Consider the following 23,889-nt stretch of genomic DNA (forward strand, 5'->3'; position numbering starts at 1 on the left):
CGCCGCTGCGCGCGTCATACTCCGTCATTGCGAGCGCAGCGAAGCAATCCAGAGTCTTTCCGCGGAGGCGGTCTGGATTGCTTCGTCGCAAGGGCTCCTCGCAATGACGGCGCGTGTCGTTACCTAGAACTTGAAGTTCGCGAACGCCCTGACGCCGATGCCGGGCAACAGCACCTGGTCCTTATTGAAGGAGACGGCATTGCGGATATTCTCGTTGAGCAGGTTGTTGCCGACGAGCCCGACATGCATCTCGCGCGCGCCGAACCAACGTTGATCGAGCTGCGTTTTGTAGCTGACCTCGGCCCTTAGCAGGTTGTAGCCGGGCGTCGGCGTCTCCGCGATCGGTGCGATGTCGTTTTGCGCGAACGCGTGCAGCAGGTTGATCCGGGCAAACCATTCGGCGTCGCGATAGTACACACCACCGCCCAGCCGCTGGGGCGGAATGCGTGGCACGTTAGTGCCGTCGTCGAAGGTCGCGCGCACGATGTCGTATTGACCCTCGATGCCCCAGATCCCGTTCCAGACCGGCATCACGTCGTACTGGAACTGGAATTCGCCGCCACGAAATGTCGCGTCGCGCTGCGAATAGACCGCCTGATTCAGTTCGAGGCCAGCGCCAAGCTGGCAAACGCCGTCCTCACACGTGTTGCCCGTCAGGCGGCGGTAGATAAAGCCGTTGAACTTGGTGTAGTAGCCGGTGATTTCGAAGCGAAGCGGACCTACCGCCCGTCGCAGTCCCGCCTCGACCGACTTGGCGGTCTCGATGCCGAGATTGGGATTGCCTATGTCGAAAGTGGTGGTGGCATCGTGGCCGCCGCGCGAGAACAATTCCGCCGGTTTCGGCGCGCGTTCGACATATTGGCCGGTGATGCTGGCGACCAGATCCCAAGGAAGGCTGTGGATCAGGCCGATGCTCCCGCTCAGCGGCGTGAAGTTGCGGTTGACCGCCGTTGCGGGGCCGATCGCGGCCGGATCGACGGCGAGGTCGAACACATCGGGGACGAAGGCCGGCGCCGTGCCGCTCAACCTTGCACTCTCGACGCGCCCGGCGATCTGAGCCTTGGTGGCTTCGCTGAACTTGAACTCGTTGAAGATGTACCCGGCGACCTTTGTATTCTTGTTCGGATCGAACAGTCCGTTGACCGGGCTGCCTGGATCGTCCGGGCTCGGCGCGGTCAGCTTCTGGTGCGACGCCTGAACGCCCACAGCGGTGGTCAGTGCAGCAAAGCGGACGTCGAACGGCGCAAGCTGCACCTCGACGCGGCCTTCCTGTTCCTTGTTGGTGAAGGTTTGTCTCACGCCGAGGGAGCCGAGGTCAGCGGAGTCGGCGAGCCCGACCTCATCGTGCTTATAGTCGGTGGCGCTGGCCCAGAACCGGATCGCATCGATCGCCGCCGCATCCGGCCGATACTCGCCTTTTGTCGTGAACTTCGTTTGTCGTCCGTCGATCCGCGTCAGGAACTCGCTGCCCTCGATACCGGGAATGTGATAGAGCGCGTTGTGCTGCGTGATCGCCGCGCCCACGTAGCCGCCGTCGAAGATGTAGGAGCCGCCGACAGATCCGCCGTAGGCCTGCGATGCCGAATTCGGCTGGCGTCCGTTGAACGGCAGCGTCGGGTCGGTCAAGAACGGATAGCTCGGGATGTTGTAGTCGCCGGCCTTGCGGCCAAAGGCATCGGCGTGGAAGGCAAAGTTGCCGCCGCCGGCATCGAGCAGCACGGCACCTTCGGTCCCGCGATCGACCGAAGTTACGGCCGTCCGCGTTTCCGCGGTGATGCAGCCCGGCGATCCCACGTTTGCCAGCGGCGCCTTGGTCGGGAGTCCGTAAGTCGGAAAGGGCGCCGTGCAGGACGGCAAGGCATCCGGAATTCGATTGTTGGTTGCGCTGACCACGCCACCGATCGCGGTGGAGCCGTAGCGCAGCGTCGCCGGTCCGCGGATGACCTCGACCTGGGTGGCTGCCAGCGGATCAATCGGCACGAAGTGATCCTCGCCGAGATCGGACGCGCCGTTGCTGCCTGTTCCGTTCTCGATAATGCCGACCCGGTTGGTGTCGAGCCCGCGAATGATCGGGCGGCTGGATGCGCCGGGTGCGTATTCAGAGCCGGTGATGCCGGGCTTGGAGAACAGGAGATCGCCGAGCGTGCCGCCGCCGTTGCGCCGAATCTCCTCGTTCGGCACCACGGTGACGGTCGCGAATTGATCGGTCACAACAGGCAGCACGCCTTGCTGAGGCGCGGCGGGCACGGGAGCTGCCGGTGCCGCTTCAGCCGTCTGCTCGCGGCTGCGCACCCGCGCGGTCCGCGTGCCGCGGCCTGCGTTGCGGGTCGGCACCACTGCTCTGCGTACGATCGGGCTCGGCGCCGTTACGGTGATGGCGGGGAGCTCGGTCGACGATTTGTCTTGTGCCGGCTGTTGTGCCGGTCGTTGTGCCGAGTCTTGGGCGAACGCGGATGTAGCGGCGGCGCCGAGCAGGAGCAGGCTTGCTCCGCCAAGGCGCTGCGCGCGTCGCAATTGAAATGACATGGTCCTGATTCCACTCAGGCGCCGTCCGGATGATGCTCTGCTGATCGGAGGCGGCCTGCCGTCGCGACGCGACGGAATTCGACTTCAACTTCTCCCAGGCACTTGCCGATGTGCGGCGAGGCTGGGTGTGATCAAGCGTTGGAGTCAGGACGCAGGAGGGGCGCGCGGCTGGAACGCCGTGCGGGCCGATGTCAGATGAGCGAACTCGGCGTCGAGGCTGCGCCGGAGCAGCTCGATCGCCTGCGGCAGCAACAGCACGGGCGGCGTCGCCGACACGATCGTGCCCGCCATCGCAATGATGGCGCAGATGGCGCAACTCTCGTCGCGCGAATGCTCGCGGTCGGGACTTGAGGGCGATTGCTTCTCGACGGCGGCGCCGTCGGTTGCTGCAACGTCCTTGGCGCCGCCTTCGATGTGCTGGACCGATGATTGAGCAAAAGGCGCGGCCTGCGCGAACCAATGGCTGTGGCCGAACGTCAGCGCGAGCTGCACCAGCATCGCGAACAACGCGAGCCGGGCGCCGTGCCTGCTATTCGACCGGAACCACTTCATCTGGAAAACGCCACCCCCACACCGAGGCGACAATCCCAGGACGCCGCGATGTTATAGTATAACATCGCCCGACCGGTTCACCGATGTCAACGGCGGGGGGATCGGCGCATGCAAGCCGCCAAGCCGATGTGTCGTTCGGGCAACTACCGCCCCTCGCGCACCCAGGTCGCCGCAAATGCGCCGAGCAGCAGCAGCAGGCCGATCAGGCCGGAGAAGATCGGCAGCACGCCGACGCCCTTGACCACGCTGGCATCGCGCATCCGCACACCCATCCACCCGTCGCCGTGGAACATGCCGACCGAGCGCACCGGCAGGATGCGCGGCAGCTCGACGCTCGAGCTAGTAGCCACGCGCACGGCATCGCCGCCCGTCGCCTGTGTCAGCGGCTTCAACGTATCGACCGTGGAGGTGACTTCCGAAAATTCCTTCGGATTGGTCGGGCCGACATTGATCAGCGCTTTCAGCGTGCCGTCGGTCGCCTGCCACAGGCCGAGCTCGCTCGCCGGCAGGCTGGCGCGCCACTCGCCGGGATCGCCGGCGCTCAGCGTCAGATCCTGCGACACGCCCGACGGCGATGTCACGCTGACGGGCTGGACGCTGTCCGCCATGGTCTGACGCACCACGACGAGGTCCTTGCCCTGCACCTGGAGGCGCAATGCCTCCTCGTCGAGATCAGGCTGCTTCATCAGCCAGTGCGACATCCGCCGCAGCAGGTCGAGATGCGGACCGCCGCCCTCATAGCCGCGCGCCCACAGCCAGATGTGGTCGGACAGCAGGAGCGCGACGCGGCCCTCGCCGAAGCGCGACAGGAACAGCAGCGGCTTGCCGTCGACGCCGGTCATGACGGGCGGGTTGACCGCATTGCGGGTATCGACGGTGCGGAAGAACCGGCTCCAGCGCGGCGGCTCGCTGGCGGAGCCTTCCAGCCCGCGCGTGACGGGGTGGCGTTTGCCGAGGTCGGACAGATGCGCATAGAACGGCTTCTCGGTGACGCCGACGGGTTCGGCCGGCAGCACCGAATCGAGCGGCGTGCGCCAGATGCTGCTGTTAGAGGCATAGTCGGGGCCGGCCGAGACCAGCACGGCGCCGCCTGCACGCACGTAACGCGCCATGTTCTCGAAATAGGGGATCGGCAGCACGCCCTGGCGGGCATAGCGGTCGAAGATGATCAACTGGAATTCGTTGATCTTCTGCTGGAACAGCTCGCGGGTCGGAAACGCGATCAGCGACAATTCGTTGATCGGCGTGCCGTCCTGCTTCTCCGGCGGGCGCAGAATGGTGAAATGCACGAGGTCGACGCTGGCGTCGGACTTGAGCAGGTTGCGCCAGGTGCGCTCGCCCGAATGCGGCTCGCCCGAGACCAGCAGCACGCGCAGCTTGTCGCGCACGCCGTCGATGGCGACGACGGCGCGATTGTTCACCGGCGTCAATTCGCGTTCGAGCGGCGAGGCCTCGATCTCGACGATGTTCGGCCCGGCATGCTTGATGTCGACGTCGACGCTCGCGGCCTGGCCGCTGGAGAGCGTGCGCTCGTTGATGACCTCGCCGTCGCGGCGGACGATGACCCTGGCGCGCTCGCCGGTGACACCCTGGTCGTCGAGGCGATAGGAGATGGTCTGGCTCTGCCCGACGATACCGAAGCGCGGCGCGGCGGTGATCGCGATGCGGCGGTCGCGCTCGTCCTTCTGGCCCGTGACCAGCGCGTGCACCGGCGCCTGGAAGCCGAGCGCGGCGGCGTTCGCGGGAATGTCGTGGACGCGGCCGTCGGTGATCAGGAACGCGCCGGCGACGCGGTCGACCGGGACGTCCGCCAAGGCCGAGGCCAGCGCGCCGAACAGCTTGGTGCCGTCGGTCTCGCCGTCGGCCTGTCCGGCTTCGACGACACGGACCTCGAGGCCCTTGATCTTCTTCAGGCTGTCGACCAGCGCCTCCTGCGCTTGCGCAGCTTCGCGATTGCGGTTGCCGAAGTTCTGGCTCGGGCTCTTGTCGACGACAACAGCGGCGACCGAGGTGAGCGGATCGCGGTCCTCGCGGGTGAAGGAGGGATTGGAAAGCGCCAGCAGGAACAGCGCCAGCGCGGCCACCCGCACCGCGGCGCCGCGCGCGCGCGCCAGCAGCAGCACGAGCGCGACAATGACGATCGCGGCGAGCGCGAGCCACAGCACGATGGTAGGAACAAGCGGTGTGAACGCGATGCCGTAGTTCATGTCGATCCTATTGCCCCAGCCGTTCGATCAGCGCCGGAGCGTGGACCTGGTCGGCCTTGTAGTTGCCGGTCAGCGTGTACATCACGATGTTGGCGCCGGCGCGGTAGGCGAATTCGCGCTGGCGGGGGTCGCCGCCGGTCACCGGCAGCATGGCCTGTCCGTCGGGCCGCACCGCCCAGGCGCCGGCCAGGTCGTTCGAGGTGATGATGATCGGCGAGACGCCGTCGCCGCCGCGCGCCGGCCGCTGCGCGCTCTCATCGTCGTCTTCGCGCGGCAAGGTCTCGACCCAGGTCTGGCCGGCGGTGAAGCGGCCGGGGAAGTCGCGCAGCAGATAAAAGGTCTTGGTCAGCACGTGCTCGCGCGGCACCGGCTCGAGCTCGGGCACGTCGAGCGAGGACAGGATCTCGCGCAGCGTCTGCATCGCCGGCGTCTGCGCCGCGCCGTTGGCGCCGGGCGGCGCCTCGATCGCGTCGCGGGTGTCGAACAGCACGGTGCCGCCCTGCTTCATGTAGACGTCGATCTTGTTGATGGCGTCCTGCGGCGGCTTCGGCGCGCCCGGCACGATCGGCCAGTAGATCAGCGGGAAGAACGCGAGCTCGTCGCGCGCGGGATCGACGCCGACGGGATCACCGGCCTCGAGCGCCGTGCGCTGGGCCAGGAACAGCGTCAGCCCGTTCATTCCCGCCTTGACGATGGAATCGACATCCGCATTGCCCGTGACGACATAGGCGAGGCGGGTCTGCGACACCGACTTCATCGCGAACTCGTCCGTGACGCCGTCGGCGCGCGACGGCGCCGGCGAGAGCGCCGCGAATCCCGCGAGCAGGGCGAGCACGATCATCGCGGGCGCGGCGCGGCGGCGCAGCAGCGCGGCAATGCCGCCGCCGAGCACCGCGATGATGATGGCGTCGATCAGGAACAGCGCGAGCGCCGTCGACAGCAGCCAGCCGCGCAAATCGCGCGGCTCGGCATTGGTGTAGGTGGCGTGCCGGGCGCGCAGGCTCGCGGTGTTCAGGGCGGCGATGCGGTCGGCGCTGGCAAGCGTGTTCACGGCGAGCGGTCCTTCTGCCGGGCCGTAGAAGCCGGGCGGATGATCTGATGTGGCGCGGTCGCGGTAATCCGCAGGAAGCGGCTTGGCCGTCGCGGGCGGCGGACCAAACGCGCCAAATCCGTCGAGGATGTGCAGCGGCGCCACGGTCTCAGTGGTCGCTTCGCCGGCAACGCCAGCGCCGGGCTTCGCGGTGTAGCCGGACATGTCGACCACCCGCCGCAGCATTTCGACGAAGGTGCCCGACATCGGTAAGTCAGACCAGCGCATGTCGGCGCTGACGTGGAACAGGCTGACGAGGCCCTTGCCGCGATGTTCGCCGGTGACGAGTGGCGTGCCGTCTTCCAGCGAGGCCCAGCTCTTGGTGGCGAGCACGGCGTCGGGCTCGGCCAGCACCTGCCGGCTCACGGTGACGTCCTTGGGCACCGCGACGCCGGCGAACGGGCCATCGACGGCGAAGGAGGCGAGACGCTGCGGCTTCTCCCAGGTCAGGCTGCCGCCGAGCGTGCGGCCGCCCTTGCGCAGCTTGACCGGCACGAGGTCGTCCTCCGCCTGTGCCAGCCGGGGCCCAGCGAACCGCACCAGCACGCCGCCCTGGTCGACCCAGGCATTGAGGCGTTCGCGCAGCTCGGGGGCGATGGTGCCGACATCGGCGAGGATGATCATCGGCAGCTTCTGGTCGAGGAACTGCGTGATGCCCTGCTGAGGCGAGCCTTTGTCGGCGAGCCGGACGTCGGCGAACGGCGCCAGCGCGCGGGTGAGATAGAAGGTCGGCGCCAGCAGTGGCTGCGCGGTCTCGCTGGTCGCGCCCGAGATGATGCCGATGGCGCGGCGGCGCCAGCGCTTGTCGAGCAGCTGCACCGCGCCGGCCGAGCGCTCGCCGGAGATTTCGAGCCGCGTGATGTCGTTGCGCAGCTCGACCGGCAGGTCGAACGCCGCCTCGGTTTCCTTGTCCTGCGGGCCGAACGAATAGCGCGCTTCGCCGATCGGCGACGCCTTCTGGTCCAGCGCGCGTACCGTGCCGACCGCAATCCCGCTGTCGGTGCGCAGCACCTTCACCGTCATCTTCGCTGCGGCGTTCTCGGCGGCGACCAGGGCCAGCGGCGAGGAGGTGCCGCCTGCGAACACGGTCAGGCTGCGGTCGCCGATGGTCTTGCCGAGGCCGGCCACGAAGTCCTCGCCGCGGCCGGTGTCGACGCCGTCCGAGAGCCAGGCGATCTCGCAGTCGCCGGTGACCTTGAGGAAACGGTCGACCGCGGCCAGCGTCTCGACGCGATCGATCGAATAGGGCTTTGGCGCCAGCTGCCGCAGCGCGACGCGCGCCGCACCCGCCGGCATCAGCGTGATGTCGCGGTTCGGCTCGGACAGCGGCACCAGCGCGATGCCGCGGCCGTCATTGTCGGCATTGGCGATAAGCTCATCGGCGGTCCTGATCCTGACGTCCCAGTGCGATGCGGCGCTCCAGCCGTCGTCGAACATGATCATCAGCGGCGCCTTGCTCCCGGCGACGCCCGTTTGCGGATTCCAGATCGGGCCGGCGGCGGCGAAGATCACCAGCGCGGCGGCGAGCAGGCGAAGCGCGGTCAGCCACCACGGCGTCCGTGAGGGCGTCTCTTCGCGCGGCGTGATGTCGAACAACAGCCGCGTCGGCGGAAACTCGATGCGGCGCGGCCGCGGCGGCATCACGCGCAGGAGCCACCACAGCACGGGCAGGCTGACGAGGCCGATCAGGAGCAGCGGTTGCGTGAAGGCGAGCGGCAATCCCATCATGCGGCCGGCCCCGCCTTGATCGTCGTGGTGCGGGCGCCCGACTTGCTCACCTGCATGCCGGCATGCAGGAACAGCAAGAGCTCGGCGGCGGAGCGGTCGGTCGCGTGCGTCGTGAACAGCCAGTCGAGCTTGTTGGTCTCGGCACGGATCTGGTCGCGGTGCAGCGCAAGCCGCGCGGTGTAGTCCTGCGCCCAGCTCTCGGCGCGGCCGGCGGTGATCACGCCGAAGCCTTCGGGCTCGACGAACTCGACGCGGCCGGAATAGGGGAACGATTCCTCGGCGGGATCGACCACCTGCACCATCGTGCCGTGCGCGCCGGAGCTGGACAGCCCGGCGAGCGTCGTCCTGATCTCGGCGATCGGCGACCAGAAATCCGACAGCACGATGATCTCGGCCAGCGCGGCCGGAACGAAGGATGGCGGCAGGCTCAGTCGGTCTGCATCGTCATGCAGCATCGCCTGCGCCATCCTGTCGATGACGCTGCGGCTTGCGGTCGGCGCCATCAGCCCGGGAATGCCGACGCGCTCGCCGCCGGCGACGAGCAGCTCGGCCAGTGCGAAGGCGACGATCAGCGTCCGCTCGAGCTTGGACTCGCGCGCGGTCTTCGAGGCGAACGCCATCGAGGGCGAGCGGTCCGGCCAGATCCAGACCGTGTGCGAGGCTTCCCATTCCAGCTCGCGCACGTAGAGATGGTCGTCGCGCGCCGAGCGGCGCCAGTCGACGTTCTGCGACGGTTCGCCCGAGACGAAGCGGCGGTACTGCCAGAAGTTTTCGCCCGAGCCGGCGCGGCGCCGTCCATGCAGGCCGTGGATGACGTTGGCGGCGATGCGGCGGGCCTCGAGCACCAGGCGCGGCAACGAAGCGGCGAGCGTGCGGCTTTCGCCATCGGCACGTCGGATCGCCAATATCTCCTTCGCTGCCCGCCCGTTCTCCGCTGCCATCAACCGATCCGTGTCTTCAATTGCCGGATCACGTCCGGAATCGTGCGGCCTTCGGCGCGCGCCTGGAACGTCAACGCCATGCGGTGCTTCAGCACGGGCTCGGCAAGGTCGAGCACGTCGTCGATCGAGGGCGCCAGGCGCCCGTCGATCAGCGCACGCGCGCGTACCGCCAGCATCAGGGATTGGCTGGCGCGCGGGCCGGGACCCCAGGCAATGAACTTGCCGGCTTCGCCGGAGTCCGGACCCGGGCGGGCCGAGCGCACCAGCGAGAGAATTGCTTCCACCACGGAATCGCCGACCGGCAGGCGCCGGATCAGGCGCTGCGCGGTGATCAGCGCATCGGGCGTCATCGCGCCCTTGGCCAGCGTCTCCTCCGCGCCCGTGGTTTCAAACAGGATGCGGCGCTCGGCATCGCGGTCGGGATAGTCGACGTCGATCTCCATCAGGAAGCGGTCGAGCTGGGCTTCGGGCAGCGGATAGGTGCCTTCCTGCTCCAGCGGGTTCTGCGTCGCGAGCACGTGGAAGGGTTTCGGCAGATCGTGACGCGCGCCGGCGACGGTGATGTGCTGCTCCTGCATCGCTTGCAACAACGCCGATTGCGTGCGCGGTGAGGCGCGGTTGATCTCGTCGGCCATCAGGAGCTGCGCGAACACGGGACCGGCAATGAAGCGGAAGGCGCGCCTTCCCGCGGTGCTCTCGTCCAGCACTTCGGCGCCGAGGATGTCCGAGGGCATCAAATCGGGCGTGAACTGGATGCGCTTGGCGTCGAGACCGAGCGTGACGCCGAGCGTCTCGACCAGCTTGGTCTTGGCAAGGCCCGGCACGCCGATCAGGAGCGCATGGCCGCCGGAGAGGATGGTGACCAGCGTGTTCTCGATCACGCGATCCTGGCCGAAGATGACCGAAGCGATCGCGTCCTTGGCCGCGCGAACCTGGCTCGACACCTGCTCGGCCGAACGGACGATCCCGTCCTCGAGTTTCTCGACACTCTCCGCCATTCGCTTGCTCCTTCAGCCTGTGCAACGCGGCTTGCTTGCATCGTCAGCCTGTCACGTCAGGTCATCACGCCAGATCATGGGCCCCATGCTAGACTTGCAGGAAAGCCATGTATTCGTTGAATTAACCTATCCCCACCTTATCGGCTTCGGGGTATGTACGGCATCACGAAGTGGCGACCTCCACACCGGGCTATTCCGGATGGAACCGCGCACCTAAGTACAACGTAGACCTGCACCAATCGTGCCAATCACAAAGTCAGGGCAAACCATGGCGAACCAAGGGCAGAGCGCCGATCGGGGTCTCGAGGGACTGACTGCCGCCGCCAAAAGCGCTGCCAATGCCGAAGGCGCCAAGAAGGGCCTGCCTCCGGTGCATCTGTGGAATCCGCCGTTTTGCGGCGATCTCGACATCCGAATCGCCTCCGATGGTACTTGGTTCTACATGGGGACGCCAATCGGGCGTCCCGCCCTGGTGCGGCTGTTTTCGACCATTCTCAAGCGCGAGGGCGACAAGCATTTCTTGGTCACGCCGGTGGAGAAGGTCGGTATCCGCGTCGACGATGCGCCGTTCATGGCGGTCGAGATGCAGAAGGACGGCGAGGGCAGCCATCGCGTGCTGCACTTCCGCACCAATGTCGACGACTGGGTCACCTGCGACGCGGCGCACCGGCTGCGCTTCGAGCAGGCTAGGGATGGCGGGCTGACGCCCTATCTGCACGTCCGCGCGGACCTCTGGGCCAAGGTGACGCGCGCGCTCTATTACGATCTGGTTGACATGGGCGAGGAGCGGATGGTCGATGGCCAGCCGATGTTCGGTGTCGAGTCGGCCGGCGAGTTCTTCGCCATGGCCGATGCGGAGCAGGTGAGGGCGGCGCTTTGAATTTGAACAACCCTATCCTGACGAACGAGCCGGTCGCGCTTGGCGCTGCGGATTTCTTCGCCCGCTCCAAGGCGAGGCTCGGCTTCGACGTGCCGCCCGGCCTCTATGATCCCAACATCATCCCCGCCTCGGGCGATCCCGGCACCGACAAGATGCTCGAGATCATCGCGCGCGAGCAGCCGGTGCGTCCCGCAGCGGTCCTGATCGCGGTGGTCGACCATCCCGAGCCCACCATCCTGCTGACGCAGCGCTCGGCGCATCTCAACGACCATGCCGGCCAGATCGCCTTTCCCGGCGGCAAGATCGACGCGATCGATGCCTCGCCGCTCGATGCGGCGCTGCGCGAGGCCGAGGAGGAGGTCGGGCTGGCACGCGACTTCGTCGAGCCGCTCGGCTATCTCGATCTCTACGGCACCGCTTTCGGCTTCCGCATCCTGCCGACGGTTGCCAGGGTCAGGCCGGGCTTTTCGCTCAGCATCAACCATTCCGAGGTTGATGATGCCTTCGAGGTGCCGCTATCCTTCCTGATGAATCCGGTGAACCACCAGGTGCACAGCAAGGAATTCCGCGGCACGCCGCGGTCCTACTACGCGATGCCGTTCGCGGAACGCTACATCTGGGGGGCGACGGCGGGCATGCTGCGTGTGCTGTATGAGCGGATCTATTCGTCATGATCCGGACGGTTCTGACCGAGATCGGAATCTTCCTCATCCCCTTTGCCGTCTATGCGCTGTTCCTGGCGGCGACGCGGTCCGGTGTGTTCGCACGCTCCTCATGGCCGGTCGCGATCGTCGCGCGTCTTGCGCTGGTGGCGATCGTGCTGGTCATCGCCGGCCTCATCGGCTTGGCGGAGTTCTCCGGCGCGCCGCCGGATTCGACCTACGTCCCCGCCCATATCGAGGACGGCAAGCTCGTGCCGGGCACGGAAAAGTAGGGGCGGGTCCATGAGCGCGGAGCCTTTACTCGCCGATGCGCCCTGGCTGACCGCAGGCGGCACCGCGCGCGTCCTGGCGCTGCTCGGCACCCATGGCGAGGAGGCGCGGGTGGTCGGCGGCGCCGTGCGCAACGCGCTGCTCGGCCTTGCGCCGGGTGACATCGACATCGCGACCACGGCGCTGCCCGACGAGGTGATACGGCGGGCCAAGGCTGCCGGCATCAAGAGCGTGCCGACCGGCATCGACCACGGCACGGTCACGCTGGTGATCGATGCCCACCCCTATGAAGTCACGACGCTGCGCGAGGACACCGAGACCTTCGGCCGCAAGGCCAAGGTCGCGTTCGGCCGCGACTGGGTGAAGGATGCCGAGCGGCGCGACTTCACCATGAACGGCCTGTCGGTCGATGCACGCGGTGTGGTTTACGATTATGTCGGCGGCATCAACGACGCCAAGGCGCGGCGCGTGCGCTTCATCGGCGATCCCGACCAGCGCATCGCCGAGGATTACTTACGCATCCTGCGCTTCTTCCGCATCCATGCCGCCTTCGGCGCCGGCGATCCCGACCCGGACGGCTATCTCGCCTGCATCCGCCGACGCGCGGGCCTGGCCAGCCTGTCGGCCGAGCGGGTGCGCATGGAGATGCTCAAGCTGCTGGTCGCCGGCGGTGCGGCTGCGGCCGCGCGGGCCATGGCCGAGGGCGGATTGCTGCAAACGCTGATCGGCGGCGTCGTCTATACGGGTCCCCTGGACACGATGATCGCGATCGAGCGCGAACTCGGCCTCAGGCCCAGCAGCACGCGGCGCCTGGCCGCGCTCTCGGTCGCCGTCACCGAAGACGCCAAGCGCCTCGCCGTGCGCCTGCGGCTCTCCAATGCCGAGGCCAAGGCGCTGGATTCGATGGGGCACCGCTGGTGGCGCCTCGCCACCAAGGACGAAGCCAATGCACGGCGCTTGCTGTACCGGCTCGGGCCCGAGAGCTATCACGATCGCGTATTGCTTGGCTGGGCACGCAACGGCGGCGACGTCACCTCGATACGCTGGCGCGCGCTTGCCGAGCTGCCGCAGCGCTGGACCGCGCCGAAATTTCCGCTGAAGGCCGCCGACTTCATCGCCCGCGGTCTCGCCGAAGGACCTGCGCTCGGCCATGTGTTGGCGCTCGCTGAAGACGCTTGGCTCGCAGCGGATTTCCCGCTGGAAGAAGCCGCGCTCGCTACGCTCGCCGATCAAGCCGTGGCCCGCATCAGAGGCGACCAGAAAGATTGACCATCGTCTCGGGCTTCGCCGATATCTAGCTTCTGCAGCTTCTGCTTCGGTATGGCCGTGCCCGGCGTTCTTCGCCAAGGCCTTCGTCGATGCCGGTGCACATCCGCACCGCGATCCTCGATGCCGCCGTGATCACCGGCGGGCTGGTGATGATCTCGGCAGCGGCGAGGCAGCTCGTGGTCTAACGACGCCGGCTGAAATGGCGTTCTTGGCGTCTGAGGAGCATCTGATGTCGCGAAAATCTGGGCGGCGTCGCGTCAGGCGAACTTCGCGCGCACAAACCGTGTTCCGCAGTTCCACGCTGTGTCGCCGACGCTACAGCAATATTGCGAGACCACCTCTATACCTTGGCTCAAGCGGTGCCGCCTTGTCACGCGCACAGCGTTCGAGGGAAGTCATGAAATCCATTGTCTCCAAATCCATCGTCTCTGCTGCCCTTCTGGCCTCGGCTGTGTGTCTCTCCCACGCCGCCTCCGCGGCCGATCTTGCCAGGGCCTACACCAAGGCGCCGCCCGCGCCGGTCGCATTCAGCTGGACCGGTTTTTACGCCGGCGTGCATGGCGGTTATGGCTGGAGCGATCCGACGGCGACCTTCGATCCCGGCGCGCTCGCAACCGGGACGGTGCCCGGCTATGTCGTCACGGGTGGCACTGGGCCGTTCACCCTGGATGTGAGCCCCAAGGGCGGATTCGGCGGCGGCCAAATCGGCTATAACTGGCAGTCCGGCACGTTCGTGTATGGTCTGGAAGCGGATGTCAGCGGCGCTGCCATCAGGGAAACGGCGAGCCGTCCCTTCAGCGTCACCGGAACGATCGGCGGCGACAATGGCGCCTTCACCGGCGTATTCAATCTCAAGCAGGAAATCGACGTCTTCGGCACGATCCGCGGACGTCTCGGATACGCGGCGAACAATGTGCTGATCTACGGTACCGGTGGCTTCGCCTGGGGCCACGTCAAGAACAGCATCTTCACCTCCAATCTCGCCACGCCGAATATCGCCAATTTCAACGGCTTCTTCCCGGCCCTGACGCGAAGCGCGTCATCGTCCGACGTCCAGGTCGGCTTCTCCGCGGGTGGCGGCATTGAATGGGCTTTCGACCCGCGCTGGACGTTCAAGGCCGAGTACATCTACATCAATCTCGGAAAGTCGAACGGCAATGCTCTTGCATTCCCCGGAGCGTCCTTCACGGACACCGAGGTTCAGCTTCATACAGCCAAGGGCGGCATCAACTATCGGTTCTGATCTGACCGACATCAGCTCGTAGGGATGGGTTTCGCCGTTGCGAAACCCATCCTTGCGCCACTCCTGGCGTCGCAGCAGTCTCGTATTGTGATTCAGCTCGTGCTAACCGGCGCAGCTCGTCTTGCAAACGCGGACCAGACTGCTGCTTGTCCAGGGAGACGCCATGAAAGCACCCGCAAATCTCGCCGAGAAGCTCGCAACCTTTACTGATCGCTTCTCCCCGCGCACGGTGGCGACCTATAACGACAACGACATCATGGTGGCCAAGCTTGAGGGGCCGTTTCATTGGCACAAGCACGAGGACACGGACGACTTCTTTCTCGTGCTCAGCGGGACGCTCGACATCGAGCTGCGGGACCGCACGGTCACCCTCAACCCCGGCGAGGTTTTTGTCGTGCCGAAGGGCGTTGAGCACCGGCCGGTGGCGCGTGGGGAAGTGCACATCCTCTTGATCGAACCGACGGGGACGCCGAATTCCGGAGACAAGGCCACGGCGGCGCCTCGTATCCTCGTCTGATCAACCCGCGCCCGTCATCGGGGCCGCGGTGAGGCCCTCGACGCACAGCGCCTTCACCGTCGAGCCATTGGCGGCGAGCTTCGCTTGCGAAATCCATCGCTTGCGCTTCTGCGACATCCAGCGATGTCCGCTATCGCCCTGTGGTTGACAGGGAAGCGGACATCGGGCGCGCCGGAGCCGAACTCGGCTCGCACGAGAAATGCAGTCCGAGAAGTGCCTACTCCTCGTCATCATCTTCGTCTTCTCGTCCTCGTCGTCTTCTTCCACCTGCACGAGCACGGCGAGCGGCAGCGTCTCGCGGAACAGGTCGCCTTCCATGCCCATCCACAGGCACAGCGCCTCGTTCTCCTTCACCTCCGCGACGGTCAGCGGCTGACCGCCGGATTTCAGCATCACGACATCGCCGGCCTTCAGATCCATGGATTGTCCTTTCGGGTTGATCGACGCGGCCGACGCTAACAGGCCGTCATGACAGGCCGATCACGCCGGCTGCCGGCGCCGGAAGGTGTCTCCGCGCTACGACTCAGCTGCGCTCGCTCGTGACCGGCTGGTTCGGCAGGCACTGGTTGCTGAAATAGCCGATGGCATCGCGCGCGAGCGGAACATGGCAGAAGAAGCCGGTGGGGCGGTATCGCACCCTGATGCGATCCAGCTGCGCCATGGTCAGCGTCATGAACGCGTCCAGCCGGCGGGCCTGAAGCTGTAGCCTGTGCTCATTGCTGTCGCGTGGTTTGTCGAGCTTGCGATCGTTCGGCACGTCGTTGCCGGAGGCCGGAGCTTGCAACGCATTCGGTCCGCCGCGGAGCACCTCGAAGCAATGGTGCATCACCAGGACGTGGTGCTTGGCGCTCCACCAGTTGATGGTCACGACCTTCTGCAACGCATCGATCTCGCCATCCGCCCGCCTGGCACAGAGGTTGACGTAGGATTTGAGCCCATTGGCCGTCGGGTCGTTGCACAATTCGTCGCTGGGGCGTCCGGGATCGGCGCCATTGAAGATCGCACCCTTGAACTGCGGAAGGTTGGCGTCGGAATCGCAATCGAAATTGTACTTGGTGAGCAGCGTTGCCGTCAGGGGATCCTGGTCGAGCGTGTGCTCTGCGGCCGGGTCGCGCCCGAGGTCGCTGGGCCAGTCGATGTAGATCTCCGCCTTGCGCGCGAAGATGGCGCCGTTCCGCCGCAGCGACGTGCGCGCCTTCCAATAGTCCGAGAACGAGCCGAATGTCTTGGAGTCCACCGGAATGAAAGCGGGGCTTGCCTGCGCCTTCAGCGAGCCGAACTGCTCGCGCAGCATGGTCTCCTGCTGGATCTGCACGTCGGCGAAGGCGTCCGAGATCTCGAGGAAGGTGTCGGTCGCCTTCTGCATGTCCGCCTTGGCCTGCTCGCCGACCTTCTGTTCATAGGAATTCAGGTACTGGAAATATCCGCCCAGGAAGCCGGTCAGCAGGGTCACGGCCGTCAGTCCCTTGGTGACCGAGAGGCGGCTGTCCCAGGATTGAATTCTCTGCCAGATACCCGCCGCCTTCACCGGGGATCGCGTGCGCGCTGCCTGCTTCGGAAGGTCCTGCTCCATTGTCGCCTCCAACTCGCCACGCCCCATGGCACGAGGCTACCGCAATCCCGGATTGCGGCTTGTGAAGCATTTCACTTCAAGTAAGGCAGGCGGGCTGCCGGATATCGGGCGGCGGTAGCTCCTCGATCGAACGGGGAGGGTGTCTGGACCACCTCCCACGCGATGCGCCTGCGCGGAACGTCGCCTTGAATTCGCGGTCGGCATCGCCTAGTTTTTCGGCGTGCCGCACGGTGTCCGCCACCATCTTCGTCAACTCGCCAGAACGGCCATGTTCGTGGCGATATCCGCGTTTGTGCTTCAGGCGGCCCTGATCTCGGTCTCGCAGGCGCAAGCGGCTGTTGGCGCCATGCCGATGCCGTCCGTCACGCTCAGCGGTTCCCTGCATTTCCACGATCAGCTGGCCGGCCACGTGCATTCCCACGCCGGCGACGACGCGGAAGGCCACGTCCATGACGGGCCGGATCACGACGAGGACGGCGCTCCCGGCGTGGCCTGGGACATGTTTGGCACTTCGATCGCCTCAACGCAGGTCGTTCACCTGCTCAGCGTCTTCGAAGTGCTCGGCGCCATGGACCTGCCGCTCGCGCGGGCCATTGTCGGGGTGCGCCCCGACGGACTCGTCCGGCCACCAAGTACCTTCAGCATCGCGTAGTCCCGGCGGCGCTTCGGCCGCCGCCTTTTCGCATGTCTGAAGGATCTTTCGATGTTGATGAATCAGCGCTGCCCGAAAGGGCGGCTCACAGCTCTTGGGCTGGCTGGCGCTTTTTGGTTGGCGAGCCTGGTCTTTGGCTTGTCGGGCGCCTTTGGCCATGAGGGGCACGATCACGGCGACGCCGAGAAAACGGCGGTCGTGTCCTCAGCCTATCCGAGGATTGCCGCGCGCTCCGAGCTCTACGAAGTCGTCGGCATCCTGAAAGACGGCAGGCTGTCCGTCTTCATTGATGATGCAGTGACGAACGAGCCGATTTCGGACGCCGCCTTGCAGGTCACGATCGGCGATTTTGCCCCGATCGAGGCATCGAGCCGCCAGGACGGCGTCTACACCGCCCCGATTCCGAACGGCACGCCGTCTGGATCGGTCGAGGTGATCTTCTCGATCAGCGCTAGCAGGGGAAATGATCTGCTGGTCGACTCGTTCGTACCGCGTGCAGAGGCCCGGCCCGCGGAGCACAAGCACGAGCCCGGCTGGCTTCTATCGAACCGAGCCGCCATCGCCGCGTCCGCGCTCGCCGCCTTGGGCTTCGGCAGTCTCTTCGCCTATTGGAGGCGTCGTGGCCGCTTCATGGCGGCCTCGACGTCCGCCGTGATGGCGGGGGCTTTGGTCATTCTCGCCGCCATCATGTTCGGCGAGGGCCGGACCAATGCAACGCAACCAAGTCCGCCGGATGTTCCCGCGCTGAGCGATGCCCCGCGCCGTCTGCAAGACGGCACCGTCTTCGCGGCCAAGCCGACGCAGCGTCTGCTCGAGGTACGAACCGCTGCAGCCGAGCCGCAGACGATTCATCCCGCCGTCACCCTGATCGGCCGTGTCATGGCCGACCCCAACCGCAGCAGCAACGTGCAGAGCATCTACGGCGGCCGCGTGGTTCCCGGCGATGACGGCATCCCCCGCATCGGGCAAACCGTCCGCAAGGGCGATCTGCTCATCCGGATCGAGCCGCATCTGCCAATCGCCGACCGCACGACGATCCTCGAGAAGGTCGGCGAGATCGAACAGCTGATGGCGATCACGGACAACAAGCTGCGGCGTCTCCGGCCGCTGGCCGAACGCGGCGCGGTGCCGCAAGGACAGGTCAACGACCTCGAAAGCGAATTGGAGGGTCTGCGGGCGCGCCGCGAGACCGTTCGCAATTCCCGCACCGGCTTCGAGGAGCTGCGGGCATCGACCGATGGCATCATCACCGCAGCCAAGGTCGCGCCGGGCCAGGTCATACAGCCCCAAGACGTCCTGTTTCAGATCGCGGACCCAAGCAGTCTTTGGGTCGAGGCGCTCGCCTATGACGAAATCGGCTTGAAGCAGCCTGAAGCCGCAACGGCAATGGCTCCGAACGGGCAGCAGATTGCGCTGAGCTTCGTCGGGACGAGCCGGGCGCTGCGCCAGCATGCGTCCGTGGTTCAGTTCGCCATTCCGGAGCCACCAGCAGGTCTCAACATCGGTCAGCCGTTGAATGTGATGGTCCAGACCGGAGCGCCCGTGTCTGGCCTGGTCGTGCCGCGCAATGCCGTCGTTCGAAGCGGCAACGGTGAGAATATCGTTTGGCTGCACACAGAGCCCGAGCGCTTCGAGCCGAGGCCGGTTCGCGTGGTGCCGGTGGACGCAGCCCGCGTGATTGTGGCCGCCGGTGTCAACGAAGGCGAACATATCGTCGTGCGCGGCACCGACCTCATCAACCAGATCCGGTAGCCGACCATGTTCAAGCTCATCGTCCAGACAAGCTTGCGCAATCGCCTATTCGTGCTGGCGGTCGCCGCCGTCCTGGTCGGCTACGGCCTGTTCGTCCTGCCGAGCGTTTCGGTCGACGTCCTGCCTGACATCAACCGCCCGACCGTCAACATCCTGACCGAAGCAGAGGGGCTGGCGCCCCAGGAGGTCGAACAGCTGGTGACGTTCCCGATCGAGACGTCGATGAACGGCATGCCCGGCGTCATTCGCGTGCGCTCGGTCTCGGGCGTTGGTCTGTCGGTCGTCTATGTCGAGTTCGACTGGGGCGTCGAAATCTACCGCGCCCGGCAATTCGTCTCCGAGCGGCTGGCGCTGATCCGCGAGCAATTGCCGTCCGCGGTCAATCCCCAGATGGGCCCGGTGACCTCGATCATGGGCGAGATCATGCTGATCGCGCTGACGAGCGATGGCACGGCTTCACCCATGGACGTGCGCGAGATCGCCGACTTCGTCGTCCGACCGCAACTCCTCGCCATTCCCGGCGTCGCCCAGGTGATACCCATCGGCGGCGAGGTCCGCCAATATCGCGTGACGCCGAACGTCGCCACCATGCAGGCACTCGGCGTCACCCATGATCAGATCGAGCAGGCGGTCGCAAGGTTCGGCACCAACAGCGGCGGCGGCTTCGTCGACCAGCATGGCCGCGAATATCTGATCCGCAATGTCGGTCTCACCAGGCGTATCGAGGACCTCCGCAACACCGTCGTCGTCAACCGCGGAGAGCAGCCGATCCTGCTGAAGCAGATTGCCTCTGTGGATTTTGCCGCGCGGACCAAGCGCGGTGACGCAGGATATAACGGCAAGCCCGCTGTCATCGTCAGCGTCATGAAGCAACCGGCTGCGGATACCGTAGCACTGACGCGCAATGTCGAATCAACGCTGCGGGAGCTGCAACGCACCATGCGCGGGGGCATCAGCGTCACCAACGTGCAGTTCCGGCAGGCCACCTTCATCGAGACCTCGATCGGCAATGTCGAGCGCGTCCTGATCGAGGCCGCGATCGTCGTCGCAATAGTCCTGTTCGTCTTCCTGATGAACGGTCGCGCCGCGTTCGTCTCGCTGACGGCCATTCCAATATCGATCCTGGTGACGGTCCTGGTGTTTCGCGCCTTCGGCCTCACGATCAACACCATGACGCTGGGCGGCCTCGCCATCGCGATCGGCGAGCTGGTCGACGATGCCGTCGTGGACGTCGAAAACATCCTGCGGCGCCTGCGGGAGAACGCCGCGTCGAGCACGCCGCGCCCTGTTCTCGACGTGATCTCCGGCGCGAGCCAGGAGGTTCGTTCCAGCATCGTCTATGCAACGATGATCATCGTCCTCGTCTTTGTGCCGCTGTTCGCCCTTCCGGGAATCGAAGGGCGGCTGTTCACGCCGCTTGGCGTCGCCTATGTGGTCTCAATCCTGGCTTCGCTGCTGACCTCGATCACGGTGACGCCGGTGCTGTCCTATTATCTGCTTTCGGGACGAGCTCATTCAGGTGACCGCGAGAGCTTTGTCGTCACGAAGCTGAAGCAGGCCAATCGGCGGGTGCTCGGCTGGGCCTTCCAGCGGCAGGGTTTGGTGCTGGTCTTCGTCGCCGCTGCGGTCGCGGTGGCAGGCTATGCCGCGAGCCAGATGCCCCGCAGCTTTCTTCCTCCTTTCAACGAGGGGACGCTGGTCCTGTCGCTGCAGTACAATCCAGGCATTTCGCTCGCGGAATCCAACCGTCTTGGCCTATTGGCGGAGCAGTTGCTCGCAAAGGTGCCCGAGGTGAAATCGGTCGGACGGCGCACCGGCCGCGCCGAACTGGATGAACACGCCGAAGGCGTGCACTACAGCGAGGTCGATGTCGATCTCACACCGTCCAAGCGCCAGAAGGCGGACATCTATGCGAGCATCCGGGAAGCCCTGTCCGCGCTGCCGGCGTCGGTGGCCATCGGACAGCCGATCAGCCACCGCCTCGATCATCTCCAGTCCGGTATTCGTGCCCAGATCGTGCTCAAGATCTTCGGCCAGGACATCGAGATGTTGCGGCGGCTGTCCGAAACGGTACGCCAGCGTCTATCGACAATCCCGGGTCTGGTCGATCTCCAGGTCGAGAAGCAGGTGCTGATTCCGCAAGTGCGGGTTCAAATCGACCATGCCCGCGCCGCGCTTCACGGCCTGACGCCGGCTGCGGTCACCCAGGCACTCGACGCGCTGTCCAATGGCCGGAAGGTCTCGCAGATCGTCGACGGTAATCGCCGTTTCGACGTCGTGATGCGCCTGTCGGAGCAAGACCGTTCGACCACGGGACTGCACAATTTGCTCATCCCGACCGGCTCGGAGTTCGTCCCGCTGAGCGCTTTGGCCGATATCGTCGAGACAGACGGGCCGAACCAGATTCAGCGGGAGGGGACCCAGCGCAGGATCGTCGTGTACGGCAACGGGGACGGACGCCGCGACATCGCCGATATCGCTGCCGACATTCAGAGGTCGGTTCGCGAGCTCGACTTCCCGCAAGGTTACACGACCAGCCTCGAAGGCGCGTTCCAGGCCCAGCAGGAGGCGACCTGGCGCATCGGCATTCTGTCGCTGGCCTCCATGGCGATGATCTTCGTCGTCCTCTACAGCCGCTACCGGTCGATCGCACTGGCGCTGATCATCATGGGAGGTATTCCGCTCGCCCTGATCGGCAGCGTCGCCGCGCTGAAGATCTCCGGGCAGCCCTTGTCGGTGGCATCGATGATCGGTTTCATCACGCTGGCCGGCATCTCGGCGCGCAACGGGATCTTGAAGATCTCGCACTACATCAATCTCGCCATCCACGAAGGCGAGCGTTTCGGGGCCGGGCTGGTCATTCGCGGCAGCATGGAGCGCCTCAGTCCGGTGCTGATGACGGCGCTTTGCGCAGGACTAGCGCTCACGCCGCTCTTGATCGGCGCGGACGAGCCGGGTCGGGAAATCCTGCACCCGGTGGCCGTGACGATCTTCGGCGGCCTGCTCAGCGCCACGGTCCTCGACACAATCGTGACCCCGATTCTGTTTCTGATGTTCGGCAAACAGCCGCTGCAGCGGCTGGTGGCCGGACACGCCGCAACGTTCACCCCCGCGGAAGCCTATTGATGCGCGCGGAAAACCACCGAGGAGCCTGCAATGAGAACATATATCGGCCTCGTCATGACGGCTGTGATGATCGCGACGCTGGATGGTGCCGCGGCGCAGACGAAGGGCAGCAACGGCGGCCCCGTCGTCAAGTCGCAAGGGCATCCGATCGAATTCGTCAGCAAAGGGACGGACATCGTCTTTTACGTTGGGGACGACGATGGATCGCCGCTGTCGACGAAGGATATGCGGGGACGCGCAACGATTCAGGATGGCGGCAAGACGGTCACCGTTCCGCTTGCGCCGGCCAATCCCAACATGATGACGGGAAAGCTGCAGGCCGAGCTGTCGCCAAAGGCGATCGTGGTGTTCTCCGGCAGCTTGCACGGTCATTCGTTGACCGCGAGATACGCTGCGCAATGATTGGGGCGTGAAAGACCGCGTTTGCGCCCGCAACGCGGCGGAGCTCGCGACCTACACCGCCGAGAAAGGCAAGCCGCTGCTGACACTCAAGGTGAAGCGTGGGAGTTGAGATAACGCTTAGGCAAAACTCGACAGCGCTTGGAAGAGCGAAGCGCCACCCCTCGGCAGGTTTGCACATCGGCGATTTCACCGCGACAAAGCGCCCGTGATAAATAGTGGATCAATCAATACAATCTGAGCATCAATCGGGATGTCACGAGCACGTAAAATAGGCCCTCAGAAAATGTCGCAACGGAGGATCGACAATGGGCAATGCAACTCTCTTATCGAAGATTCGATTTGGTGCGGCTGGCATCATGCTTCTTGCCGCGACCTCGATGGCATACGCGGCCTGGCCGGAAAGGAATATCACCTTTATCGTTCCATTCCCGGCGGGAGGCTCGTCCGACATGGTCGCGCGCAATCGGACAAAAGGTCTCCGATACGCTGGGGCAGCCGGTGGTCGTCGAAAACCGCTCCGGCGCAACGGGGGCGCTTGGAGCAACAGCGGTGGCCCGGGCGGCAGCGGATGGATACACCATTCTCGTCGGCTCGATCGGTGTCTATGCGACGAATCCATTTCTTCAGCCCAATCTGAAGTATAATCCCCTGAAGGACTTCGACCTTTTGACGGTCGCTGTGCGCGCACCGAACGTCCTGGTCGCCAACTTGAACTTTCCGGCAAACACGGTCGCCGAATTGGTGGACCAGCTGAAGAAGGCCCCCGGCAAGATCACTTTTGCAAGCTCGGGTGCAGGTTCGTCCGATCATCTCACGGCGGCGCTGTTCTGGCAGCGCACTGGGACGAGCGGCCTCCACGTGCCGTATCGCGGCGGGGCGCCTGCCGTGAGTGATCTCCTCGCGGGGCATGTCAACGTATCGTTTCAAAACATCAACGCCGTCATCGGGCAAATTCAATCCAAGCAGCTCAAGGTCCTCGCCATCACCGGCGATGCCAGATCCCCTCTTTTGCCCGAAGTGCCCACCTTGAAGGAACTTGGGGTTGATGGTGTCGACGTCTTTTCGTGGCAGGCGGTGGCTGCTCCGAAGGGGCTTCCTGCCGACGTGAAAGCAAAATTGCATGGCGAGATCGTCGCGGCGCTGAAGGCACCGGACGTACGCAAACGAATGGAGGATATCGGCCTCGAAATCGTTGCCAACACCCCGGAGCAATTCCAGGAGTTTCTGGTCTCTGAGTTGGCCCGCTGGAAGCGGGTTATCGAGGCCGGCAATATCACCGTGGAATAGGTTGCCTTGGGCGTGCTCGAGCCTCTCGCGGGAGGGACAAGAGCATGATCCGGAAAAGTGCGTAGCGGTTTTCCGAAAAGATCATGCTCAAACAATAAGCTAGAGCGCGATGACGATTCATCCTCATCGCATCGCGCTCTAGGGTCGATGGCAACCCTCGCGACGATGCCACAATACCCCTGTTTTGCCCGACGGGTCAGAAATTTTTCGTAAA

The 23,889-nt window shown here is 65.3% G+C and carries 18 protein-coding genes and 2 pseudogenes; 12 read left to right on the forward strand and 8 right to left on the reverse strand.

Annotation, left to right across the window (positions count from 1 at the left end):
* Positions 1-123: 123 nt before the first annotated feature.
* From I6F31_RS34540 to I6F31_RS34565, 6 genes are all read right to left on the reverse strand, one after another.
* On the reverse strand, positions 124-2,526 hold the full coding sequence (locus tag I6F31_RS34540) for a TonB-dependent receptor (RefSeq protein ID WP_225186896.1): 2,403 nt from the start codon (positions 2,524-2,526) through the stop codon (positions 124-126).
* Between the two features lie 144 nt (positions 2,527-2,670).
* Positions 2,671-3,078, reverse strand: coding sequence for a DUF2946 domain-containing protein (locus I6F31_RS34545; protein ID WP_036013788.1), 408 nt, complete (start codon positions 3,076-3,078; stop codon positions 2,671-2,673).
* Between the two features lie 143 nt (positions 3,079-3,221).
* Complete coding sequence (locus I6F31_RS34550) at positions 3,222-5,285, reverse strand: membrane protein (RefSeq protein ID WP_036013786.1); 2,064 nt, start codon at positions 5,283-5,285, stop codon at positions 3,222-3,224.
* A 7-nt stretch (positions 5,286-5,292) separates the two neighbouring features.
* The gene (locus I6F31_RS34555) at positions 5,293-8,103 is read right to left on the reverse strand and encodes a DUF4159 domain-containing protein (protein ID WP_225186897.1); all 2,811 of its coding nucleotides are present in this window, start codon (positions 8,101-8,103) and stop codon (positions 5,293-5,295) included.
* Positions 8,100-9,044 carry a DUF58 domain-containing protein gene (locus I6F31_RS34560; RefSeq protein WP_036013782.1) on the reverse strand — a complete coding sequence of 315 codons (945 nt, stop codon included), beginning with the start codon at positions 9,042-9,044 and terminating at the stop codon, positions 8,100-8,102. The genes I6F31_RS34555 and I6F31_RS34560 overlap by 4 nt, the downstream gene beginning before the upstream one ends.
* On the reverse strand, positions 9,044-10,042 hold the full coding sequence (locus I6F31_RS34565; RefSeq protein WP_036013780.1) for a MoxR family ATPase: 999 nt from the start codon (positions 10,040-10,042) through the stop codon (positions 9,044-9,046). The genes I6F31_RS34560 and I6F31_RS34565 overlap by 1 nt, the downstream gene beginning before the upstream one ends.
* A gap of 268 nt (positions 10,043-10,310) precedes the next feature.
* Between I6F31_RS34565 and I6F31_RS34570 the strand changes: the two genes are divergently transcribed.
* The 7 genes and pseudogenes from I6F31_RS34570 to I6F31_RS34600 all read left to right on the forward strand — a co-directional run bounded on the left by I6F31_RS34570 (position 10,311) and on the right by I6F31_RS34600 (position 14,883).
* Positions 10,311-10,922 (forward strand): DUF1285 domain-containing protein, encoded by a 612-nt coding sequence (locus I6F31_RS34570; protein WP_225147874.1) that lies wholly within the window; start codon positions 10,311-10,313, stop codon positions 10,920-10,922.
* 2 nt (positions 10,923-10,924) lie between these two features.
* Entirely contained in the window at positions 10,925-11,596 is a 672-nt protein-coding gene (locus tag I6F31_RS34575; RefSeq protein WP_057026264.1) for a CoA pyrophosphatase, read from the forward strand.
* Complete coding sequence (locus I6F31_RS34580) at positions 11,593-11,856, forward strand: DUF6111 family protein (protein ID WP_036013774.1); 264 nt, start codon at positions 11,593-11,595, stop codon at positions 11,854-11,856. Before I6F31_RS34575 ends, I6F31_RS34580 begins: the two co-directional genes overlap by 4 nt.
* A gap of 10 nt (positions 11,857-11,866) precedes the next feature.
* The gene (locus tag I6F31_RS34585) at positions 11,867-13,123 is read left to right on the forward strand and encodes a CCA tRNA nucleotidyltransferase (RefSeq protein ID WP_225186898.1); all 1,257 of its coding nucleotides are present in this window, start codon (positions 11,867-11,869) and stop codon (positions 13,121-13,123) included.
* Positions 13,124-13,187: 64 nt separating this feature from the next.
* A pseudogene (locus I6F31_RS34590) lies at positions 13,188-13,308 on the forward strand (sulfite exporter TauE/SafE family protein); the annotation flags it as partial.
* Between the two features lie 212 nt (positions 13,309-13,520).
* Positions 13,521-14,366, forward strand: a complete 846-nt coding sequence (locus tag I6F31_RS34595; protein ID WP_225143179.1) for an outer membrane beta-barrel protein — start codon at positions 13,521-13,523, stop codon at positions 14,364-14,366.
* Positions 14,367-14,529: 163 nt separating this feature from the next.
* A complete protein-coding gene (locus I6F31_RS34600; RefSeq protein ID WP_036024830.1) occupies positions 14,530-14,883 on the forward strand; it encodes a cupin domain-containing protein in 354 nt (117 codons plus the stop codon).
* 217 nt (positions 14,884-15,100) lie between these two features.
* On the opposite strand, the pseudogene I6F31_RS34605 reads toward I6F31_RS34600, so the two are convergent.
* Both I6F31_RS34605 and I6F31_RS34610 read right to left on the reverse strand, forming a co-directional pair.
* A pseudogene (locus I6F31_RS34605) lies at positions 15,101-15,303 on the reverse strand (DUF2158 domain-containing protein).
* Positions 15,304-15,406: 103 nt separating this feature from the next.
* Complete coding sequence (locus tag I6F31_RS34610; RefSeq protein WP_128263021.1) at positions 15,407-16,456, reverse strand: hypothetical protein; 1,050 nt, start codon at positions 16,454-16,456, stop codon at positions 15,407-15,409.
* 268 nt (positions 16,457-16,724) lie between these two features.
* Between I6F31_RS34610 and I6F31_RS34615 the strand changes: the two genes are divergently transcribed.
* The 5 genes from I6F31_RS34615 to I6F31_RS34635 all read left to right on the forward strand — a co-directional run bounded on the left by I6F31_RS34615 (position 16,725) and on the right by I6F31_RS34635 (position 23,675).
* Entirely contained in the window at positions 16,725-17,108 is a 384-nt protein-coding gene (locus I6F31_RS34615; protein ID WP_225186899.1) for a hypothetical protein, read from the forward strand.
* A gap of 51 nt (positions 17,109-17,159) precedes the next feature.
* A complete protein-coding gene (locus tag I6F31_RS34620; RefSeq protein ID WP_225186900.1) occupies positions 17,160-18,860 on the forward strand; it encodes an efflux RND transporter periplasmic adaptor subunit in 1,701 nt (566 codons plus the stop codon).
* 6 nt (positions 18,861-18,866) lie between these two features.
* Entirely contained in the window at positions 18,867-21,986 is a 3,120-nt protein-coding gene (locus I6F31_RS34625; protein ID WP_225186901.1) for an efflux RND transporter permease subunit, read from the forward strand.
* A 30-nt stretch (positions 21,987-22,016) separates the two neighbouring features.
* Positions 22,017-22,388: a hypothetical protein gene (locus tag I6F31_RS34630; RefSeq protein ID WP_036006244.1), complete on the forward strand. Its 372-nt coding sequence runs from the start codon at positions 22,017-22,019 to the stop codon at positions 22,386-22,388.
* Between the two features lie 498 nt (positions 22,389-22,886).
* On the forward strand, positions 22,887-23,675 hold the full coding sequence (locus tag I6F31_RS34635) for a tripartite tricarboxylate transporter substrate binding protein (protein ID WP_346656512.1): 789 nt from the start codon (positions 22,887-22,889) through the stop codon (positions 23,673-23,675).
* Positions 23,676-23,889: the final 214 nt, after the last annotated feature.

The organism is Bradyrhizobium sp. NBAIM01 (assembly GCF_020194115.1).
Classification (GTDB): Bacteria; Pseudomonadota; Alphaproteobacteria; order Rhizobiales; family Xanthobacteraceae; genus Bradyrhizobium; species Bradyrhizobium yuanmingense.

What these genes read in the sequence shown, in the direction of transcription:
- I6F31_RS34570 (WP_225147874.1), top strand. Translation starts at nt 10,311, where the DNA reads ATGGCGAACCAAGGGCAGAGCGCCGATCGGGGTCTCGAGGGACTGACT.
- I6F31_RS34565 (WP_036013780.1), bottom strand. Translation starts at nt 10,042, where the DNA reads ATGGCGGAGAGTGTCGAGAAACTCGAGGACGGGATCGTCCGTTCGGCC.
- I6F31_RS34610 (WP_128263021.1), bottom strand. Translation starts at nt 16,456, where the DNA reads ATGGAGCAGGACCTTCCGAAGCAGGCAGCGCGCACGCGATCCCCGGTG.
- I6F31_RS34540 (WP_225186896.1), bottom strand. Translation starts at nt 2,526, where the DNA reads ATGTCATTTCAATTGCGACGCGCGCAGCGCCTTGGCGGAGCAAGCCTG.
- I6F31_RS34585 (WP_225186898.1), top strand. Translation starts at nt 11,867, where the DNA reads ATGAGCGCGGAGCCTTTACTCGCCGATGCGCCCTGGCTGACCGCAGGC.
- I6F31_RS34625 (WP_225186901.1), top strand. Translation starts at nt 18,867, where the DNA reads ATGTTCAAGCTCATCGTCCAGACAAGCTTGCGCAATCGCCTATTCGTG.
- I6F31_RS34595 (WP_225143179.1), top strand. Translation starts at nt 13,521, where the DNA reads ATGAAATCCATTGTCTCCAAATCCATCGTCTCTGCTGCCCTTCTGGCC.
- I6F31_RS34560 (WP_036013782.1), bottom strand. Translation starts at nt 9,044, where the DNA reads ATGGCAGCGGAGAACGGGCGGGCAGCGAAGGAGATATTGGCGATCCGA.
- I6F31_RS34550 (WP_036013786.1), bottom strand. Translation starts at nt 5,285, where the DNA reads ATGAACTACGGCATCGCGTTCACACCGCTTGTTCCTACCATCGTGCTG.
- I6F31_RS34630 (WP_036006244.1), top strand. Translation starts at nt 22,017, where the DNA reads ATGAGAACATATATCGGCCTCGTCATGACGGCTGTGATGATCGCGACG.
- I6F31_RS34580 (WP_036013774.1), top strand. Translation starts at nt 11,593, where the DNA reads ATGATCCGGACGGTTCTGACCGAGATCGGAATCTTCCTCATCCCCTTT.
- I6F31_RS34600 (WP_036024830.1), top strand. Translation starts at nt 14,530, where the DNA reads ATGAAAGCACCCGCAAATCTCGCCGAGAAGCTCGCAACCTTTACTGAT.
- I6F31_RS34545 (WP_036013788.1), bottom strand. Translation starts at nt 3,078, where the DNA reads ATGAAGTGGTTCCGGTCGAATAGCAGGCACGGCGCCCGGCTCGCGTTG.
- I6F31_RS34620 (WP_225186900.1), top strand. Translation starts at nt 17,160, where the DNA reads ATGTTGATGAATCAGCGCTGCCCGAAAGGGCGGCTCACAGCTCTTGGG.
- I6F31_RS34555 (WP_225186897.1), bottom strand. Translation starts at nt 8,103, where the DNA reads ATGATGGGATTGCCGCTCGCCTTCACGCAACCGCTGCTCCTGATCGGC.
- I6F31_RS34615 (WP_225186899.1), top strand. Translation starts at nt 16,725, where the DNA reads ATGTTCGTGGCGATATCCGCGTTTGTGCTTCAGGCGGCCCTGATCTCG.